Genomic DNA, 19060 nt, shown 5'->3' on the forward strand with positions numbered 1-19060 from the left:
AATACACATCATTGATATGAAATGTGAGAAGTATATCACATCATTAAATATAGAGACATTTTCATAAAACCTTATTGCGCCATCAACAACCCATACAGCGCCACATTAATATAAAAATTTTCTTTTCCGATTTTTTCCTTCCTTAAAATACCGATTTTGACTAATGCTTCTAAACGGGTTCTTGCTGTATTACGGTGAATTTGGCAGTCACGTACGACAAAATCAATTTTGGTGTAAGGGTGTTTATACAGATTATTAATCAGTTCATGGCTGTAAATCTGTGGTAAGTTGTCACGGATGAGCTGTTTATGGTTTTGCATTAATACTTTAATTCCATTGATTAAGGTCACTGTCCGTTTGGCGGTTTCTGTGATGCCATTTAACATAAATACTAACCACGCTTCCCAGTTTTCGCTGTTACGAACATCTTGTAGTAATTGATAATATTTAGCTTTGTTTCGGTTGATATATCGGGAAAGATACAGAATAGGCGTGTCTAGCAAATCCTGCTGAATCAGATACAGGATATTCAAAATCCGTCCTGTCCGACCGTTTCCGTCATAAAATGGATGAATGCTTTCAAATTGGTGGTGAATCAATGCCATTTTGACCAAGGGATCGTAATCAAGCAGTGCTGAATCGTTGATAAACCGTTCCAGATCAGACATATATTTTTCAATATCGTCAGGATATTGCGGAGGCATATAAACGATTTCTTTTGTTACTTGATTTACCAGTCCTGTTCCCTGCTGCTTTCTGAAGCCCGCATTGTTTCCTTCTAATGTAGCCTGAATCTCTTTAATTAGATTCAGTGTAATCAATTTATTAGCTCGGACAGACTCAAAACCCAATGACATAGCTTGTGCATAATAGTGAACTTCTTTCGCTGCGACCGTAGTAAATTGGTGAGTAGAGACATTACTCTGATATAAATCATCCTGGGTGGTGATGATATTTTCAATCTCTGAGCTTTCTTTCGCTTCTTGTAAGGGCAATGTCCCCAACAGAATATTCTGATTCGGCATCGTATGCACCACACCTTTTAGTTCTCCCAATGCTTGATGGGCAGCATTACAAGCTTTCAATACGCTTTTGTTTTCTATTTCGCCTAAGGCAAATAAATCTGGAATATGATAGTTGTTCATTTATTACTTCCTTCACGCACAAAAAGTGTCTTTTCTTATATAGGTTTGTATAATACGTACAATATTTTTGATATTTTGTGCATATTAGTACAATGCGCACAAATTTTCTATTTTTTTGTGCATGTTGATAGCTACGCACAATGCGTTATTTTCTTATACAATACGATAGGTTAAAAAATATACGATAATCCAAATGCTTGTCACAAAACTTTTGCTAAGGTTAAACAGATATTGACTTCCATGATTTCAGCAAGCCAATGTTGTTTAATCCTTTAATGACGAAAGACGATTTTCTCAATTGTACCATAGATATTCTGGCGTTCTAACTTATAGGATTATGTAGGATTAACTAGATATGGAAAATGGAATTACTGTCTAGCTTTGCCCGTATGTTTATTTGTGAAGTTTCCCAAAAGCCCTCGGGAAAGGATGAGTAGCATACGTTTGCCTCCCTCAAAAAAATATACTCACCTGCATGAGAAGTAGGCTTTTGGCTGACTAGCAGAGAGTATGACAGAGGTGTTGGAGGTGAAAGTGCGGTCAATTTTCAAAACGTTTTTTAATCTAACCGCACTTTGAGCTGTATCCTAGTAGCTGGGTGAGTGAAATAAAACTGGGTAAACTATTTAGAATCTAACTAAAGATTTATCCATCCAATTTTTGAATAGAAGATCACTTTTTGCTGACTCTCATTAATAAAGTGTCGCAATAATCACTTGTTCCGGATCAATGGAAGCCCAAACGGACTGATTGATTTCCACATGCTGATCTTTGGTGAGCGTTGCACAGAACTCGATGTTTGAGCCTTCTAACACTAAAATCGCTTCACCGGCTTCACCTTTACCAATAATGGATGTGACTATCGCTTTAAATTGATTTGGCAAATTTTCTTGCGGATTGGCGGTAATTTTGACCCATGGCGCTTTAAACATCACCATTACTTCTTTGTCAGATTCAAGTTTTAAACGCACCGCACTTTTTTCGGTGATAGAGACAGTCAGCGGTTTGTCAAAATCTTCTAAGAGAATATCCACAAAGCAGTGAATATCTTCAAATCTTAATGCTTGTACTTTGCCGAAAAATTGGTTTCTTGCACTGGTTTGTAAAGAAAAACGTGCCATGGCAGAGAGCAAACTGTTTAACGGCACTTTTTCATCATGCAGAATATCAAAGGCTTTTTCTTGGGTTTGTTCTAGCAAATCATAAAGTTTCAATAAGCGCTGTGCATAAACGGTTAATGCTGTTCCGCCACCATTTCGCCCACCAATATTGCGTTCTAGTAATGGTTTGGGGCTAATTTGATTCATCGCCTCAAGGTGATCCCAAGCGCTTTTATAACTGACATTGGCATTTTTAGCCGCTTGATTGATAGAACCGCATTTTTCAATTTCTTGTAATAAACGGATGCGTTTAGGATCGGCGAAAAGGGTTTCTTTCAGTTTGATGGTGAGTAAAATTTCTGTTCCGTTCATCGTGTTCCTCAAAATTACGCTGACGATTGTGTGCGGCACATCATACTATATTTCTAAAAGAATAAGAATGTTTAACCCTACCTCCGAAAGGTTAGGGCATATTTTGTTTTTTAAATAATGAGTTATACGCCTTTTATTTCTCTATTTTCGTTGTATAATTTGTGCTATATATAACTTGTTAACCAACCAAAACGGAGTTTTTACTATGTTTAAATATTCAAAAATCGCTGCCGGTTTAGCGGCGGCTTGTTTAGCATTCTCTCTTTCTGCACAGGCGAAAGTGACTGTGTTTGCAGCGGCTTCAATGACCGATTCATTAAAACAAGTGGCGGCAGATTACAAAAAAGTAAATCCAAAAGAAGACGTGGTATTTTCTTTTGCTTCCTCTTCAACATTAGCAAAACAAATTGAAGAAGGGGCGCCAGCAGATTTATTTATTTCCGCCAGCACAAAATGGATGAAATATCTTTCCGAAAAAGGGTTAACCGTTAAAGAAACCGAAAAATTATTAGTGGGTAATGAACTGGTTTTAATCTCACAAAAAGACAGCAAATTACAAAACGTTGATATCGCAAAAGGCGAATGGATTAAGCAATTAAAAGATACTTATTTGTCTGTGGGTGACCCTGCGCACGTGCCTGCTGGTCAATATGCGGAAGAAGCGTTAACCAAATTAAACTTATGGGATCAAGTCAAAGACAAATTAGCTCGTGCGAAAGACGTGCGTGCGGCATTAGCCTTAGTCGAACGTGGTGAAGCACCTTTAGGTATTGTGTACGCAACTGATGCGAAAGTGAGCAAAGAAGTGAAAGCGATTGGTGTGTTCCCACAAGATTCTTACAAACCGGCAGATTATCCGGTTGCGATTTTAAAAGATCACAACAATGCGGAAACGCAAGCATTCTTGAAATACTTAGAATCACCTGAAGCGAAAAAAGTATTTGCTGATTACGGTTTCTCTGTAAAATAAGCAAACCGACTTTGACTCATTAAGCGTAGCCATTGTGCTACGCTTTGTTTATATAGGGAATTGAATTTTGCTTACAGAGTTTCTGGTGTTATTAGGTTTGAGCCCATTAGAAATCGATGCCATTCGCTTGAGTTTGGAAGTCTCCGTCAGCGCGATGGTATGGAGTTTGCCTGTTGCTGTTTTGGTGGCTTGGCTTTTGGCTCGAAAAGATTTTTATGGCAAATCCATTGTGGGCGGGATTATTCACTTGCCTTTGGTGTTGCCGCCGGTCGTGATTGGTTATCTCTTACTGGTTGCCATGGGACGCAATGGCTTTATCGGTAAATATTTATATCAATGGTTCGGATTGACCTTTGGATTTAGCTGGAAAGGGGCGGTGTTAGCTTCTGCCGTAGTCGCATTTCCTTTGGTTGTGCGTGCCATTCGCCTTTCCCTTGAAAGTATTGATTTAAAATTGGAACAGGCCGCCAGAACACTGGGCGCGTCTGCGTGGCGAGTCTTTTTAACCATTACCTTACCGTTATCTTTACCGGGCATTCTTGCCGGCATTGTGCTTGGTTTTGCCCGCTCTTTAGGGGAATTTGGTGCCACCATTACCTTTGTGTCCAATATTGCCGGCGAAACCCAAACCATTCCCTTGGCAATGTATTCCTTTATTCAAACACCGGGTGCAGAAGAACAAGCCGCTCGGTTATGTGTTTTTGCCGTGATTTTATCGCTGATTTCTTTATTGTTATCGGAATGGTTGGCAAAACGTATGCAAAAAAGATTAGGACAAAGCGATGCTGCACATTGATGTAAAAAAACAGTTAGGTACTTTACCCCTAGAAGCGCATTTAGATATTCCATCGCAAGGTGTTACCGCACTTTTCGGTTTGTCCGGTTCGGGGAAATCTTCCCTCATTAATCTTGTCAGCGGATTGATTAATCCGGATGAAGGCGTGATTTCGTTAAATGATCGTGAATTGTTCAATTCGGCAGAAAATGTTTGTGTGCCGATCAATCAGCGCAATATAGGTTATGTTTTTCAGGATGCCCGCTTATTTCCTCACTATACGGTGAATGGTAATTTGCGTTATGGCATGAAAAATACCAGCAAAGATGAATTTAACTATATTGTTGAGTTGTTAGGTATTGGTCATTTGTTAAAACGCTATCCGATAACCTTATCCGGTGGTGAAAAACAACGGGTTGCCATCGGTCGGGCATTATTGACGGATCCGGAAATTTTATTAATGGATGAACCCATTTCTGCCTTGGACTTACCGCGCAAACGTGAGCTGATGAATTATCTGGAACGGCTATCAAAAGAAATTAACATTCCGATTTTATATGTCACTCACAGTCTTGATGAATTGTTGCGTTTAGCCGAGCGGGTTGTATTGCTGACTAACGGCAAAGTTGAAGCTTATGATGTGTTAGAAAGTATTTGGGAAAGTCCGCTGTTTCTTCCTTGGAAGCAAGAAAACGAACAAAGTGCGGTGCTTTCTTTGCCTGTTTTTATGCATAATCCCTCTTATAAAATGACCGCACTTTCGATTGGCGATCAGAACATTTGGATTAATCAAGTTGAGGCGCAGATCAATGAGAAAGTACGAATTTGCATTCATAGTTCTGATGTGTCGATTAGTTTGAATAAAGTAGAACAATCGAGTATTCGTAACACATTGTATGGACGGGTTATTAAGATTTTAGAGCTGGAAAATCGAGTAGATTTAAAATTGGATATTGGCGGAAAACATCTTTGGGCAAGTATCAGTAAATGGTCTTTCCATGATTTAGCGTTACAAGTGGGACAGCTGGTTTATGCGCAAATTAAAGCGATTTCCGTGATGTCGGCCTAAATCCACAGATAAAAAAGACCGCAAATCGTAGCGTGCAACTTGTTGCACGAAATCGTGAATACCCGAAAGGGTAAATAACGTTCCGTGCGTGGTTTGTTTGGTCGTGCATCAAGATGCACGCTACATGAATTGCGCATCGAGATTAATCATTCGTGCAACAAGTTGCACGCTACGTACGAAATCATGAATTACGCATCGGGGTTAATCATTCGTGCAACAAGTTGCACGCTACGCACTAAATCCATAAATAAAAAAAGACCGCACTTTAGCATTTACGCATAAAGTGCGGTCTTTTTATGAGGTATTTTTATTATGCCTTTTCATACAAATGCGTAATTAACTTACCGTTTAGGTATTCACCGATATAGACTTTATTCAGTTCCAGTTTCTGTTCTTCCAACTGCGCTTTCACCCAGTCTTCATCTTTGTTGATAATGTCTAAAACATCGGAGTCTAATTGCCCATCCACAATAAGCGGATAACGCAAATTTTCATCGCCATATTGAATAATGGAAAGTTGACCATTTTGCTCCAATACAGCACGTTTTACCGAGGCAATTTCGTACACACCGGCCGCTCTTAACTTAAACATTAGATCATTGGCGGAAATGCCATTGCGCATACATTCTGCGGTTTGCACTTTGCCGTTTAAAATCACCGAAACCGGTTTACCGTCGATGATCGACTTCACAAATTGGTTATGATTCTTAATAAACCGCAAGGTGAAAATAAGCAACGTCCAAAGTACCAAGACTAACGAAAATTGCAATACGCCGATGCTATCACTATAAATCACACCACCGATAATACCGCCTAACACATAATTTTGCACTTGATCCATGGCGGACGTCGGCGCCAAATTGCCTTTTCCCATCAAGTTGATTTGCAGCACTAAACCAATAATGCCCATGACTAACTTAATGCCTAACAAGGTATAACCTTCCATTAATTCCCCTCCTTGTCGATAACGTTAATATTTGGTTTCACCAAATGGATCGGTAATAAATTGTAGGCGGTAAAATCATTATTGAAATGCACCTCATAATATTTATCTTGAATATTCAAAATCATCCCATTACTTAAGCTCCGGCTATTGACCCGAATATCTTCTGCCGTCACCTGTTGTGATTCTTTCACGGAAGTTAAAAATGTTACCATGCGTGACGTATCGTTCGCATATACTTGATTTTGCTCGTATTGACTATATTGCACGCCAAACAAGAAAATGATCAAAAGTAAAAAAATGATGCTTAAATCGCGGTATTTTGTTTCTAACTGATGACGTAAATATAAGACGGTGACAAATAATAATGCGCAAAGCGCAATGAAGATGACAACATATTTCAGGTATCCCTGAAAATGCATCTGACTTTCGAAATAAAAATAAGAAAAAAAGGACATACATGATTCCAATAAAAAAATAAATGGTGAACTAAGTCACCATTTTCTTGAACTTCTTGAACTAAGTCTTAACGGCTATGCTTTTTTAGCCGATTCACACGCAGATTTAGCTTGCATTTTCATTTTACTGCTAATTTCACGACGTTGTTTAGACAATTCTGCATTACGGATAACATAGTCATCCACCCGATTCTCGTAGTCGTCACGCATATTTTCGATAATGGCGCGAACATCTTCAATTCGCATATCATCACGGATATATTGATTTAAATTATCTAATAGCAATACACGTTTTTGGTTATCGCGAATCTTACGATTGTTATCGTCCATATCGCGCAATAGTTTGTTTTTTAAGCGATACATACGCACATACTCCAAAACATCTTGAAAAGACTTGTTGACGTTTTCCATTGATTTGCTCCCTTATAGTAAAAATGAATTGGCGATAATGTAGCCTTTTTTGTGGATTTCGTCAAAAAATTCCCCATTTTAAAAGGGGATTATTTCCCCTCCCGATAAATTCAAAAAATTTCCGTAAAAATCATTGATTAGAAAACGGTGAGGTGATAAAACTGAAGTCAATTTTTCACTAAATCAGAGGAAATCCCATGGCAAATGTATTTAATTTCAGTGCCGGTCCGGCAATGATGCCCAAAGCAGTTTTAGAACAAGCACAACAAGAATTATTAAATTGGCAGGGGCAAGGCACCTCCGTCATGGAAGTCAGCCACCGCGGCAAATTGTTCATGGAATTAATCGCTCAATCCCAAGCGGATTTTCGTAAACTCTATAACATTCCTGAAAACTACCAAGTGTTATTTCTACAAGGTGGCGCGCGCGGTCAATTTGCCGCCATTCCAATGAATTTATTGCGTGAAAATGGCAAAGCATTGTATTTAAACAGCGGCCACTGGTCTGCTACCGCGGCAAAAGAAGCCCGCTCTTTCGGCGAAATTGATGAAATCAACATTTTAGAATCGGGCGATGAACTCAAAGTCAAATCTCTTGATTTCAGCGATATTGCCGAACAATACGATTATGTTCACTACTGCCCGAACGAAACCATCAGTGGCGTAGAAATTTTTGATGTGCCAAACGTCGGCAATGGCGTATTAGTGGGCGACTTATCCTCTACCATTCTTTCCCGCAAAATAGATATCAGCAAATTCGGCTTAATTTACGCCGGCGCGCAAAAAAACCTTGGCCCGGCAGGGATCACCATTGTTATCGTGCGCGATGATTTAATTGGTAAAGCACGCAAAGCCACACCGTCCATTTGGAATTATGAAACGCAGAAAAACAGCGATTCCATGATCAATACGCCACCAACGTTTGCGTGGTATTTATGTGCCTTAGTATTCAAACATTTGTTGTCTATCGGCGGCTTACCGGAAATCGAACAACGCAATCTTGCCAAAGCCAACTTGCTTTACGATTATTTAGACGGTAGCGATTTCTACCAAAATAACGTGGCAAAAGCCAACCGCTCTTTAATGAACGTGACCTTCACGACCGGTAATGACGAATTGAATGCAAAATTCGTTGCCGAAGCCACGGCAGCGGGATTGCAAGCGTTAAAAGGACACAAAGTGTTAGGCGGTATGCGCGCGTCCATTTATAACGCCATGCCGATTGAAGGCGTACAAACATTGATCCAATTTATGCAAAAATTTGCCAAAGAAAACGCATAGCCCTCTTAAAAGTGCGGTCGAAATTCATCGTAAAAATCCACCGCGCTTTCTTTTTCTTTATGACTACTCGGAGCATCTTATGCAATATCTTGATCGTGCCAATGCGGGCGTAAAAGCGCTTTCACCTTACCAAGCCGGTAAGCCCATTGAAGAATTAGAACGCGAATTAGGCATTAAAAATATCATCAAACTCGCTTCAAACGAAAATCCGTTCGGCTTACCGCCAAGCGCCAAAAAAGCGATTCAGGCGCAATTAGACAACCTTCATCTTTACCCTGATTCCAACGGATTTTATTTCAAACAAGCTGTCGCGGAAAAATTCGGTTTACTACCGGAACAAATCACCCTTGGCAACGGCTCCAATGATTTAATTGAACTCATCGCCCACACCTTTGCTTCCGAGCAGGACGAAATCATTTATTCCCAATATGGTTTCATTGTTTATCCGTTGATTAGCCAAGCCTTGAATGCCAAACGGGTAGAAATTCCGGCGAAAAATTACGGCAATGATTTGACTGATTTTCTGAAAGCGATCACGCCAAAAACAAAATTAATTTACCTCGCCAACCCGAATAACCCGACGGGCACCTTCTCAAGTGCGGTGGAAATTGCCGACTTTTTGGCCCAAGTGCATCCGCAAGTGATCGTAGCGTTGGACGAAGCTTATGTGGAATTTACCGAACCGAGTGAACGGGTGGATTCTTTCGGTTTGTTAGCAAAATACCCGAACCTGATTGTGTGCCGCACCCTTTCCAAAGCCTATGGATTAGCCGGTTTACGCATTGGTTATGCGGTTTCCTCGACAGAAATTGCGGGCTTACTCAATCGCGTACGCCAACCCTTTAACTGCAACAGCCTTGCCCTTGCCGCCGCCACTGCGGCTATTCAAGACGATGAATTTGTCGCCAAAGTGGCAGAAAATAATCAAATCGGCTTGCAATTATTGCAAAATTTCTTTGATGAAAAAGGCTTGCGTTATGTGCCGTCCAAAGGCAATTTCGTGATGTTGGATTTACAACAACCTGCTGCGCTGATTTATCAAGCACTGTTACGCAAAGGCGTAATCGTGCGTCCACTTGCCGGTTATGGTTTGCCAAACCATTTGCGCATCAGCATCGGCTTGCCGGAAGAAAATCAGCGTTTTTTAACCGCACTTAGCGACATTTTAGGCTTATAACGGACAACTTATGCAACACGCCACTTCCATTACCCTTAACCCTATCCATCATGTGGAAGGCACGATCAACCTGCCCGGCTCGAAAAGTCTGTCCAACCGCGCCTTATTGTTAGCAGCATTGGCACATGGGACGACCAACGTCACTAATTTGCTGGACAGCGACGACATCCGCCATATGCTCAACGCCTTAAAACACCTTGGCGTGCAATATTCGCTGTCTGACGATAAATCCGTCTGCGAAGTGCAAGGCTTAGGTGGCGCCTTTCAATGGCATGACGGTTTAGCGTTATTTTTAGGTAACGCCGGCACCGCCATGCGTCCGTTGGCGGCAGCACTTTGTTTGACACGCAAAGACGCTTCCCCACAAAATGAAGTGATATTAACCGGTGAACCACGCATGAAAGAACGCCCGATTCAGCACTTAGTGGATGCATTGTTGCAGGCAGGCGCAGACATTCGTTATTTAGAAAACGAGGGCTATCCGCCGATTGCCATTCGTAACACCGGTTTGCGTGGTGGCACGATTAAAATCGACGGCTCCATTTCATCACAATTTTTGACCGCACTTTTAATGGCTGCCCCTCTTGCAGAAGGCGACAGTGAAATTGAAATTGTTGGTGATTTAGTTTCCAAACCCTACATCGACATCACCCTTAACATGATGAAAATCTTCGGTGTGGAAGTTGAAAATCAAAACTATCAACGCTTTCTCGTGAAAGGCAAACAATCTTATCTATCGCCAGGCACTTTCTTGGTAGAAGGCGATGCCTCCTCGGCGTCCTATTTCTTGGCGGCAGGTGCCATTAAAGGCAAAGTGAAAGTCACAGGCATCGGCAAAAACAGTATTCAAGGCGACCGTTTATTTGCGGATGTGTTAGAAAAAATGGGGGCAAAAATCACCTGGGGCGAGGATTTCATTGAAGCGGAACAAGCTCCGTTACACGGCGTGGATATGGACATGAACCATATTCCTGATGCGGCCATGACCATTGCCACGACCGCGTTGTTTGCCGAAGGGGAAACCGTGATTCGTAACATTTATAACTGGCGAGTAAAAGAAACCGATCGCTTAACCGCCATGGCAACCGAACTACGCAAAGTGGGCGCTGACGTGGAAGAAGGCGAAGATTTTATTCGTATTCAACCGTTAAGATTAACGGATTTTAAGGCTGCAGAAATCGAAACCTATAACGATCACCGTATGGCAATGTGTTTCGCCTTGGTGGCGTTATCCGACACGCCTATCACCATTTTGGATCCGGACTGTACGGCAAAAACGTTCCCAACGTTTTTTGAGGAATTTCTAGCCATCGCACAACACATCCCTCAATAATATTATGCCAAGCGCCACTCAAATACACTGAGGGGCGCTTTTCTGTCTTCATTACAAGATTTAATTTAGAAGAAAGCCCTTTCCGTGCTATAATTACGCCAATTTTTTCACATTAAATTTAATGATTAGGAAGTTCTAAATGTCTGATTTCGTCCAAGATATTACGCCGGTCAGTATTGAAGAAGAGCTGAAATCTTCATACCTCGATTACGCCATGTCCGTTATTGTAGGACGTGCCTTGCCTGATGTACGTGACGGCTTAAAACCGGTACACCGCCGCGTGTTATTTGCTATGCACGAAGGGGGAAATGCCTACAATAAACCTTACCGTAAATCTGCCCGTATTGTGGGTGACGTTATCGGTAAATACCACCCACACGGTGATAGCGCGGTATATGATACCTTGGTGCGTATGGCGCAACCTTTCTCCTTGCGTTATATGTTAGTGGACGGTCAAGGTAACTTCGGCTCTGTAGATGGCGATGCGCCGGCAGCGATGCGTTATACGGAAGCCCGTATGACCAAAATCGCCCACGAATTATTGGCAGATCTCGATAAAGAAACCGTCAATTTCGTGCCAAACTATGATGGTTCAGAAATGATTCCGGAAGTATTGCCAACCAAAGTCCCAGCCTTATTGGTCAACGGCTCCTCCGGGATTGCTGTGGGGATGGCGACCAATATTCCACCACACAACCTAGGCGAAGTGTTAGACGGTTGTTTGGCTTATATCGAAAATAACGACATCACCATTGATGAATTAATGAGTCATATTCCCGGTCCGGATTTCCCTACTGCGGCACTCATTAACGGCCGTAAAGGCATTGAAGAAGCCTATAAGACCGGTCGTGGTAAAATTTATGTCCGCGCCCGTGCGGAAATTGAAACCGATGAAAAAGGCCGTGAAACCATCATTGTTAACGAAATTCCGTATCAAGTTAATAAAGCCAAATTAATCGAAAAAATTGCGGAATTCGTCAAAGAGAAAAAAATTGAAGGCATTAGCGGTTTACGTGATGAATCAGATAAAGACGGTATGCGTATCGTCATTGAAATCAAGCGCGATGCAGTGGGTGAAGTAGTATTAAACAACTTGCATGCCCTCACGCAAATGCAGGTCACTTTCGGGATTAATATCGTGGCATTAGACCACGGTCAGCCGAAACTCTTGAATTTAAAACAACTCATTGAAGCATTCGTGTTACATCGCCGCGAAGTAGTGACCCGACGTACCATTTTTGAATTACGCAAAGCCCGTGAACGCACCCATATTTTGGAAGGTCTTGCTATTGCGTTAGCCAATGTGGATCCAATTATTGAGCTAATTCGTCAAGCGCCTAATCCGGAAAGCGCCAAACGTGAATTGCTTGCTCGTCCATGGCAACTTGGTCATGTTGCAGAGATGTTAGCAGCAACTGGTGTCGATGCTGCTCGCCCGGAAGATTTAGACGAACAATATGGTATCCGTGACGGTTTATATTATTTGACCGAAGTCCAAGCCCAAGCCATTTTAGATTTGCGTTTACAAAAATTGACCAACTTAGGTCATGACGAAATTCTAGACGAATACAAAAAATTATTGGAAGCCATCGGCGAATTGCTCTATATCCTACGCAGTCCAGAACGCTTAATGGAAGTAATTCGTGAAGAATTGGAACAAATCCGCGAACAATTTAACGATCCGCGCAGAACAGAAATTACCGCCGCTTCCGGTGACATTAATTTAGAAGATTTAATCGCCCAAGAAGATGTGGTGGTGACGCTTTCTCACGAAGGCTATGTGAAATATCAGCCAATTACCGATTACGAAGCACAACGCCGCGGTGGCAAAGGTAAATTGGCAACGAAAATGAAAGAAGAAGATTTCATTGAGAAGCTCTTGGTTGCTAATACTCATGACACCATTCTCTGTTTCTCCAGCCGTGGACGATTATATTGGTTGAAAGTATACCAACTTCCGCAAGCCAGCCGTGGCTCGCGCGGACGACCAATCGTCAATATTTTACCGCTCAATGAAAATGAACGTATTACTGCCATTTTACCGGTTACCGCTTATGAAGAAGATAAATTCGTCGTCATGGCAACCGCTGGTGGTATTGTGAAGAAAATCGCGTTAACCGAATTCAGCCGTCCACGTTCTAGCGGTATCATCGCGCTGAACTTACGCGACGAAGATGAATTGATCGGCGTAGATATTACCGACGGCAACAATGAAATCATGTTGTTCTCTTCCCAAGGTCGCGTAGTACGTTTCAGCGAATCCGCTGTCCGTGCAATGGGGCGTTTGGCGACAGGGGTACGCGGTATCAAACTTGCCTTAACCAATGATTTGAATGATGACGAAAGTGCGGTTGAAATTGAAGAGGTTTCTGATGACAACACAGAAGAAACCTTAGATCTCAACATCGATAAAGTCGTTTCTTTAGTTATTCCGAAAAACGATGGCGAAATTCTGACTGCGACACAAAACGGCTACGGCAAACGGACGAAGTTAGAAGAATATCCGACCAAATCCCGTAATACCAAAGGGGTAATTTCCATTAAGGTAAGTGAACGTAATGGCAAAGTCGTTGCGGCAACCCAAGTGGTTGATACGGATCAAATCATGCTGATCACCGATGCCGGTACTCTTGTTCGTACCCGAGTCAGTGAGATCAGCATCGTCGGACGTAACACGCAAGGTGTTCGCTTAATCCGCACAAGTGAAAATGAGCATGTTGTGAGCTTGGAGCGTATCTGCGATGTCGATGACGAGGAAGCCGAACAAGAAAGTGCGGTAGAAAATACCGAAGAATAACAACACAAGATCATTTTAAGGCAGCAGTGCTTTATTGCTGCCTTAAATATTGGGGGATAAATGGATATTTATTTGGTTTATTTGCACATTATTTGTGCTTTTTTAAGCTTGGGATTATTGATTGTGCGAGGCGGAATGCAACTCACGCAGAGAAATTGGCGTGCCGTTAAACTCTTGAAAATTCTACCGCACTTAACAGATACGCTCTTAATTCTCAGCGGTATTGTCATGTTATTTCAATTCAACTTCGGCTTAGAAAGTTGGATTATGGCTAAAGTTGTATTGCTTTGCGGCTACATTATTTTTTCAGCAAAATTCTTCAGCAAAAAACAATCTCAAAACCGACCGCACTTTTTCTTCTTAGCCCTTGCCGCATTAGTAGCCACCATTTTAATTGGTTATTTTCATTAAAAACAACAAAGTACGGTGAAATTTCACTGCACTTTGTTGTCATTCCATATACGGAATCATAGCGTGCAACTTGTTGCACGACCAAACTACGCACGGAACGTTATTTACCCCTTTCGGGCATTCACGATTTCGTGCAACAAGTTGCACGCTACACACGAAACCGTGAATTACACATCGAAGTTAATCATTCGTGCATCAAGATGCACGCTACGCATAAAATCGTGAATTACACATCGAGGTTAATTATTCGTGCAACAAGTTGCTAAATTGAAGATTTAATTACACAGAATAAAGTACGGTGAAATTTTACCGCACTTTTTTATCATTCCATATCTAGCATCGTAGCGTGCAACTTGTTGCACGACCAAACCACGCACGGAACATTATTTACCCCTTTCGGGCATTCACGATTTCGTGCAACAAGTTGCACGCTACGCATGACATCGCGAATTACGCATTAAGGTTTATCTTCCTATAACAAAAAAAGTGCGGTGAAATTTCACCGCACTTTTTTTGTCATTCCACATCTAGTGCCTCCCATTATTCTCAATGGCAGGCACTCAATGGAGAGCTTAACGCCAAGCTTTGAATTGATTAATCAAGCCGTTGGTTGAGCTGTCGTGGCTTTCCACTTTCTCGTTGGTGACCAATTCAGGTAGGATTCGGTTGGCAAGTTGTTTGCCCAATTCCACGCCCCATTGGTCGAAGCTGTAAATGTTGAACAACACGCCTTGTACGAAAATTTTGTGTTCGTACATGGCAATCAACGCCCCTAAACTAAACGGCGTGATTTTTTGTAACAAAATGGAGTTGGTCGGTTTGTTACCGGTGAACACTTTAAACGGCACGATGTCTTTCACATCTTCCAAAGTTTTACCTGCATTCAAGAATTCGGCTTCTACTTGTTCTTTGGTTTTACCGAACGCTAACGCTTCGGTTTGGGCAAAGAAGTTGGAAAGCAATTTATTATGATGATCAGACAACGGATTATGGCTTTGCGCCGGTGCAATGAAATCACAAGGAATTAATGTGGTGCCTTGGTGAATCAATTGATAAAACGCATGCTGACCGTTCGTGCCCGGTTCGCCCCAAATAATTGGACCGGTTTGATAACCGTCGATCACCTTGCCATCACGGCCAACATATTTACCGTTGGATTCCATATTGCCTTGTTGGAAGTAGGCGGCAAAGCGGTGTAAATATTGGTCGTACGGTAAAATCGCTTCCGTTTGTGCGCCCAAGAAGTTGGTGTTCCACAAGCCTACTAAAGCCAGCGTTGTCGGAATATTCTGTGCTAACGGCGCATTGCGGAAATGTTTATCCATTTCATGCGCACCGCTTAATAAGGCTTCAAAGTTTTCAAAGCCGATAGAAAGCGCAATAGACAACCCGATAGCAGACCATAAAGAATAACGGCCGCCAACCCAATCCCAGAATTCAAACATATTGTTAGTATCAATGCCGAATTCTGCGACCGCTTTAGCATTAGTCGAAAGCGCCGCAAAATGTTTTGCCACATGGGCAGGATCTTTTGCTGCGGCAAGGAACCAATCACGAGCAGATAGCGCATTCGTCATGGTTTCTTGGGTGGTGAACGTTTTAGACGCCACTAAAATTAAAGTGGTTTCCGGATTCACTTTTTTCAACGTTTCCGCGATGTGTGTCCCGTCCACGTTAGAAACAAAATGCATGGTTAAATGATTTTTATACGGGCGCAAGGCTTCGGTCACCATGTAAGGGCCAAGATCGGAACCGCCAATACCGATATTGATCACATCGGTAATAGCTTTGCCGGTATAACCTTTCCATTCACCGGAAATCACACGTTCACAGAACGATTTCATTTTGGCGAGCACGGCATTGACTTCCGGCATCACATCTTTGCCATCCACCAAAACCGGGGTATTAGAACGGTTACGAAGTGCGGTATGTAATACGGCACGATTTTCTGTACGGTTGATTTTTTCGCCATTGAACATGGCTTCTTTAGCTTGTGTTAAGCCGCACTCTTCAGTGAGTTGACGCAATAAATCAAGGGTTTCTCGGGTTAGATTATTTTTGGAAAAATCGACCAAAATCTCGTTGTTAAAGGTTAAAGAATAGTTGGCGAAACGATCTTTTTCTTGCGCAAATAAATCTTGAATCGTTGTATTCTTACGTTGCGCATGATGTTGGGTTAACGCTTTCCATGCGTTCGTTTGGGTTGGATTGATATTTTGCATAAGCACTCCTTTAAATTTAATCAATGTATTCAGTTAATACACGCGGGGTTAATTTGGTGATTAATTCATAACTGATTATGCCCGTAATTGCTGCTATTTCTTCAATCGGTAATTCTTTACCCCACAAGATCACCTCATCGCCCACCTTGTCTTGACTGTCTGCGCCAAGATCCACGGTGAGCATATCCATAGACACTTTACCCACAATCGGCACACGGCGACCATTCAGGTAAACCGGTGTTCCTTGTGGTACATCGCGCGGATAACCATCACCATAACCAATCGCCACTACACCGATTTTCGTGTCTTTTTCACTTGTCCAAACACCACCGTATCCCACCGGTTCGCCTTTTTTATGTTCGCGCACGGCGATTAAAGAAGACGTTAAATTCATCACCGGCGTTAAACCGTATTCTTTACCCGCTGTATTATTCGGTGAAATGCCGTACATAATAATGCCCGGACGAATCCAGTCTAAATGCGCGTCCTGCCAGAATAAAATACCGCCGGAAGCAGAAATACTCCGTTCACCAGATTTACCTTCCGTTGCCTGTAAAAAGCAGCTTAATTGTTTTTCGGTATAACCGCACTCTAGTTCATCAGCACGGCTAAAATGACTCACAAAGCCAATATTCGGATCAACGCACGGAAGCGATTTAAGTTTTTGATAAAAGTTGTCCACGTCGTCCAAATGCACGCCCAATCGATGCATACCGGTATCAATTTTCAACCACACTTTCACCGGATTAGGCGTTTGGGCTTCTTCAAGAGCCTCTAACTGTTCTTGGCTATGCACGACAGTTTGAATGTTATTAACGGCTAAAATCGGCAAGTCTTTGGAAGAGAAAAACCCTTCTAACAGCAAAATCGGTTTGGTAATGCCGTTGGAGCGTAATTTTAGTGCTTCTTCTAAACGCGCTACACCAAAGCAATCCACCAGACTTTCGACGGCAGAAGACACAAACACGACACCGTGTCCGTAAGCATTGGCTTTGACTACTGCAATAATTTTACTGTTTGGGGCTTTTTGTTTAATGGTTTGAATATTGTGTTTTAACGCAACAGAACTGATTTTGGCTGTTGCAGGTTTCATGTGCATTTTTTATCTCTTTTACGCTGTTATCTAATATTCGTCATCGTAATGATGATGTTCTGCTAAGTTATCAAAACGGGAAAAATGACCTTGGAATGCCAACTTCACACGTCCAATCGGCCCGTTACGCTGTTTACCGATAATAATTTCCGCAATGCCTTTTTCTTCTGACTCGCGGTTATACACTTCGTCACGATAAATAAACATAATCAAGTCTGCGTCCTGCTCAATAGAACCTGACTCACGCAAGTCTGAGTTGACCGGGCGTTTATCCTGGCGGTTTTCCAAGGTACGGTTTAATTGTGACAGGGCGATCACCGGCACTTCTAATTCTTTTGCCAACGCTTTTAAAGAACGGGAAATTTCTGCAATTTCTAAGGTACGATTCTCAGAAAATGCCGGGGCACGCATTAATTGAAGGTAGTCAACCATGATTAAACTTAAGCCGTTATTTTCACGATAAACCCGTCTTGCACGGGAACGCAGCTCCGTCGGCGTTAAACCGGAAGAATCGTCAATAAATAAATTCGGTTTTTTCGCAAGCATCCCCATGGTGCTAGAAATTTTTGCCCAATCGTTATCATCCAAGCCCTGACCGGTACGGATTTTCGTTTGATCCACGCGTGAAAGTGACGCCAAGCTACGCATCATAATTTGCTCCGCCGGCATCTCTAAACTGAACACTAATACCGGTTTATCACTGCCTAACGCCGCATTTTCACATAGGTTCATGGCAAAGGTGGTTTTCCCCATGGAAGGACGCGCCGCCACAATAATCAAGTCGGATTTTTGCAAACCTGCCGTTTTCTTATCTAAATCTTTGAAACCCGTGGAAACGCCGGTCACACCGGAATGATCTTTAACTTGGCTGAGTTGTTCGATTTTATTGATGGTGTTTTCCAGAATGGAAATGATATTTTGTGGGCCTTCAGTACCGGATGCGCGCTTCTCAGCAATGGCAAAAACTTCTCGCTCCGCCTCATCCAGCAAATGTTTCACATCCTGCCCTTTCGGAGAATAGCTGTTTTGCGCAATTTTGTTCCCAACGGAAATCAACTCGCGCATGATTGCTTTTTCTCGCACCACATTGGCATAAGCGACCACGTTGGCGGCACTCGGCGTGTTATTGGAAAGCTCCGCCAAATAAGCAAAACCGCCCACCTGTTCGATGACTTCGCGACTTTTTAGTGCCTGTTCTAAGGTAATTAAATCCACCGGCGATTGCTGAGCAATCAGCTTTTCCATTTCCTCAAAAATCAAACGATGTTCAAAGCGATAAAAATCCTCTTTCACCACATTTTCTGCCACATCATCCCAATACATGTTGTTCAGCAAAATACTGCCCAACACGGCTTGTTCGGCTTCGATGGAATGAGGAGGAATGTTCAAATTGATGGTGTTTTGATCTTTCGCAGGAGGAGAATTTTTAGACGCCATTATTGCCTCAGTGGATAAAATAAGTCCCTATATGATATACCAAATCCGGAGGCGGTTTAACTTAAAA

General features: G+C 42.2%; 16 protein-coding genes. 8 read left to right on the top strand and 8 right to left on the bottom strand.

The window, feature by feature from the left end; genetic code table 11:
- Positions 1 to 71 precede the first annotated feature (71 nt).
- The gene (locus J5X96_RS07440; protein ID WP_209362739.1) at positions 72 to 1145 is read right to left on the bottom strand and encodes a Fic family protein; all 1074 of its coding nucleotides are present in this window, start codon (positions 1143 to 1145) and stop codon (positions 72 to 74) included.
- Between the two features lie 692 nt (positions 1146 to 1837).
- Complete coding sequence (locus J5X96_RS07445; RefSeq protein ID WP_209362741.1) at positions 1838 to 2617, bottom strand: TOBE domain-containing protein; 780 nt, start codon at positions 2615 to 2617, stop codon at positions 1838 to 1840.
- 205 nt (positions 2618 to 2822) lie between these two features.
- On the opposite strand from J5X96_RS07445, the gene modA reads away from it, so the two are divergent.
- From modA to modC, 3 genes are all read left to right on the top strand, one after another.
- Positions 2823 to 3587: a molybdate ABC transporter substrate-binding protein gene (gene modA, locus J5X96_RS07450; protein WP_109858755.1), complete on the top strand. Its 765-nt coding sequence runs from the start codon at positions 2823 to 2825 to the stop codon at positions 3585 to 3587.
- Between the two features lie 67 nt (positions 3588 to 3654).
- Positions 3655 to 4383: a molybdate ABC transporter permease subunit gene (modB, locus tag J5X96_RS07455; protein ID WP_209362743.1), complete on the top strand. Its 729-nt coding sequence runs from the start codon at positions 3655 to 3657 to the stop codon at positions 4381 to 4383.
- A complete protein-coding gene (gene modC, locus J5X96_RS07460; protein WP_209362745.1) occupies positions 4370 to 5431 on the top strand; it encodes a molybdenum ABC transporter ATP-binding protein ModC in 1062 nt (353 codons plus the stop codon). The genes modB and modC overlap by 14 nt, the downstream gene beginning before the upstream one ends.
- A 310-nt stretch (positions 5432 to 5741) precedes the next feature.
- Here modC and J5X96_RS07465 read toward each other — a convergent pair whose 3' ends face one another.
- The 3 genes from J5X96_RS07465 to J5X96_RS07475 form a co-directional block, all read right to left on the bottom strand.
- A complete protein-coding gene (locus tag J5X96_RS07465) occupies positions 5742 to 6377 on the bottom strand; it encodes a DUF421 domain-containing protein (RefSeq protein WP_209362747.1) in 636 nt (211 codons plus the stop codon).
- A complete protein-coding gene (locus tag J5X96_RS07470) occupies positions 6377 to 6832 on the bottom strand; it encodes a DUF3290 domain-containing protein (protein WP_209362749.1) in 456 nt (151 codons plus the stop codon). The genes J5X96_RS07465 and J5X96_RS07470 overlap by 1 nt, the downstream gene beginning before the upstream one ends.
- Before the next feature lie 75 nt (positions 6833 to 6907).
- Positions 6908 to 7243, bottom strand: a complete 336-nt coding sequence (locus J5X96_RS07475; RefSeq protein WP_021616916.1) for a DUF496 family protein — start codon at positions 7241 to 7243, stop codon at positions 6908 to 6910.
- A 197-nt stretch (positions 7244 to 7440) separates the two neighbouring features.
- On the opposite strand from J5X96_RS07475, the gene serC reads away from it, so the two are divergent.
- The 5 genes from serC to J5X96_RS07500 all read left to right on the top strand — a co-directional run bounded on the left by serC (position 7441) and on the right by J5X96_RS07500 (position 14241).
- Positions 7441 to 8523 carry a 3-phosphoserine/phosphohydroxythreonine transaminase gene (serC, locus tag J5X96_RS07480; protein WP_209362750.1) on the top strand — a complete coding sequence of 361 codons (1083 nt, stop codon included), beginning with the start codon at positions 7441 to 7443 and terminating at the stop codon, positions 8521 to 8523.
- 79 nt (positions 8524 to 8602) lie between these two features.
- The gene (gene hisC, locus J5X96_RS07485) at positions 8603 to 9700 is read left to right on the top strand and encodes a histidinol-phosphate transaminase (RefSeq protein WP_209362752.1); all 1098 of its coding nucleotides are present in this window, start codon (positions 8603 to 8605) and stop codon (positions 9698 to 9700) included.
- A gap of 10 nt (positions 9701 to 9710) precedes the next feature.
- The gene (gene aroA, locus J5X96_RS07490) at positions 9711 to 11033 is read left to right on the top strand and encodes a 3-phosphoshikimate 1-carboxyvinyltransferase (protein ID WP_209362754.1); all 1323 of its coding nucleotides are present in this window, start codon (positions 9711 to 9713) and stop codon (positions 11031 to 11033) included.
- Between the two features lie 139 nt (positions 11034 to 11172).
- Positions 11173 to 13830, top strand: coding sequence for a DNA topoisomerase (ATP-hydrolyzing) subunit A (gyrA, locus tag J5X96_RS07495; RefSeq protein WP_209362755.1), 2658 nt, complete (start codon positions 11173 to 11175; stop codon positions 13828 to 13830).
- 60 nt (positions 13831 to 13890) lie between these two features.
- Positions 13891 to 14241 (top strand): SirB2 family protein, encoded by a 351-nt coding sequence (locus J5X96_RS07500; protein ID WP_209362757.1) that lies wholly within the window; start codon positions 13891 to 13893, stop codon positions 14239 to 14241.
- A 572-nt stretch (positions 14242 to 14813) separates the two neighbouring features.
- Here J5X96_RS07500 and pgi read toward each other — a convergent pair.
- Genes pgi through J5X96_RS07515 form a run of 3 tightly spaced genes read right to left on the bottom strand, consistent with a single transcriptional unit; the run spans position 14814 to position 18993 of the window.
- Positions 14814 to 16463: a glucose-6-phosphate isomerase gene (gene pgi, locus J5X96_RS07505; protein WP_209362759.1), complete on the bottom strand. Its 1650-nt coding sequence runs from the start codon at positions 16461 to 16463 to the stop codon at positions 14814 to 14816.
- Between the two features lie 16 nt (positions 16464 to 16479).
- On the bottom strand, positions 16480 to 17562 hold the full coding sequence (gene alr / locus J5X96_RS07510) for an alanine racemase (RefSeq protein ID WP_209362761.1): 1083 nt from the start codon (positions 17560 to 17562) through the stop codon (positions 16480 to 16482).
- Between the two features lie 24 nt (positions 17563 to 17586).
- Positions 17587 to 18993, bottom strand: coding sequence for a replicative DNA helicase (locus J5X96_RS07515; protein ID WP_209362764.1), 1407 nt, complete (start codon positions 18991 to 18993; stop codon positions 17587 to 17589).
- Positions 18994 to 19060 lie beyond the last annotated feature (67 nt).

Origin of the sequence: Aggregatibacter sp. 2125159857, assembly GCF_017798005.1 — a bacterium.
Lineage (GTDB): Bacteria > Pseudomonadota > Gammaproteobacteria > Enterobacterales > Pasteurellaceae > Aggregatibacter.